Annotated in this window: 2 protein-coding genes; both read left to right on the forward strand. The window is 64.5% G+C overall.

The window, feature by feature from the left end; translation table 11 throughout:
- Window positions 1-1,127 (forward strand): ABC transporter permease subunit (locus tag H3V53_RS42925; protein WP_336603000.1); only part of this gene is annotated, 1,127 nt, incomplete at its 5' end.
- A 22-nt stretch (window positions 1,128-1,149) separates the two neighbouring features.
- Window positions 1,150-1,790, forward strand: a 641-nt coding sequence (locus H3V53_RS42930; RefSeq protein WP_336603001.1) for an ABC transporter ATP-binding protein, incomplete at its 3' end; no start/stop codon positions are given.

Raw genomic sequence — 1,790 nt, forward strand, 5'->3', positions numbered from 1 at the left:
CAGAACGGAACCTGACGAAGACGCTGACGGTGGGCATCATCACCGCCGTGTTCGTGATCGCAGCGCCTTTCATCATCGGCACGGCGGGCGGCAACTACTGGGTCCGCGTGCTCGACTTCGCGATGCTGTACGTGATGCTGGCGCTGGGCCTGAACGTGGTGGTCGGCTTCGCCGGCCTGCTGGACCTGGGCTATATCGCGTTCTACGCGGTGGGCGCCTACACGGCGGCGCTGCTGAGTTCGCCGCACCTGTCGTCGCAATTCGAATGGATCGCGCATCTCGCGCCGGGCGGCCTGCACATACCGTTCCTGATCATCGTGCCGTGCGCGATGGCGATTGCGGCGATCTGCGGCGTGATCCTCGGCGCACCGACGCTGCGTCTGCGCGGCGACTACCTGGCCATCGTGACATTGGGCTTCGGGGAAATCGTGCGGATCTTCCTGAACAACCTCGACCGCCCCGTGAACATCACCAACGGCCCGAAGGGCATCACGGGCATCGATCCGATTCACGTCGGCGACTTCAGCCTCGCGCAGACGCACTCGTTCTTCGGCCTGCAGATTCCGTCGGTGTACTCGTACTACTACGTGTTCGTGCTGTGCGCGCTGTTCGTGATCTGGGTGTGTACGCGTCTGCAGCACTCGCGTATCGGCCGCGCATGGGCCGCGATCCGCGAAGACGAAATCGCCGCGAAGGCAATGGGCATCAACACGCGCGACGTGAAGCTGCTGGCGTTCGCGATGGGCGCGTCGTTCGGCGGCCTGTCGGGTGCGATGTTCGGCGCGTTCCAGGGCTTCGTGTCGCCGGAATCGTTCACGCTGCCGGAGTCGATCGTCGTGCTGGCGTGCGTGGTGCTGGGCGGCATGGGCCACATTCCCGGCGTGATTCTGGGCGCGGTGCTGCTCGCCGTGCTGCCGGAATTCCTGCGCTCGACGATGGGGCCGCTGCAGAACATGGTGTTCGGTCACGAGATCGTCGATACGGAAGTGATCCGTCAGCTTGTCTACGCACTCGCAATGGTGCTGATCATGCTGTACCGCTCGGAAGGCCTGTGGCCCGCGCCGAAGCACGAAGACAAGATCGCGAGGATCGCGAAACGCAACGGCAAGAAGCCGGCGCGTGCCTAAACGGCAGACAGGAGAAACCAACATGAGTGACAAACCCATCCGTCTGTCCGTGAAGGGCGTGAACAAGCGCTTCGGCGGTCTGCAGGCGCTCTCGGACGTGGGCCTTCAGATCGAGGAAGGCACCATCTACGGTCTGATCGGCCCGAACGGCGCCGGCAAGACCACGTTCTTCAACGTGATCACCGGTCTGTACACGCCGGACTCCGGCGAGTTCAAGCTCGACGGCACGCCGTACACGCCGACGGCCGTCTATCAGGTGGCGAAGGCGGGCATCGCGCGCACGTTCCAGAACATTCGTCTGTTCGGCGGCATGACCGCGCTGGAAAACGTGATGGTCGGCCGGCACGTGCGCACGAAACACGGCCTGCTGGGCGCCGTGTTCCAGACGCCCGCCGAGCGCCAGGAAGAGCGCGAGATCAAGGAGCGCGCGCTGGAACTGCTCGACTACGTCGGCGTGCTGCAGTACGCCGACTACACGTCGCGCAATCTGTCGTATGGTCACCAGCGGCGTCTGGAAATCGCGCGCGCGCTCGCCACCGATCCGAAGCTGCTCGCGCTCGACGAACCGGCGGCCGGCATGAACGCGACGGAGAAGGTCGAGCTGACGAAGCTGCTCGACAAGATCCGCGCGGACGGCAAGACGATCCTGCTGATCGAGCACGA

The sequence above is a fragment of the Paraburkholderia bengalensis genome, from assembly GCF_037126505.1.
GTDB classification, from domain to species: Bacteria; Pseudomonadota; Gammaproteobacteria; order Burkholderiales; family Burkholderiaceae; genus Paraburkholderia; species Paraburkholderia bengalensis.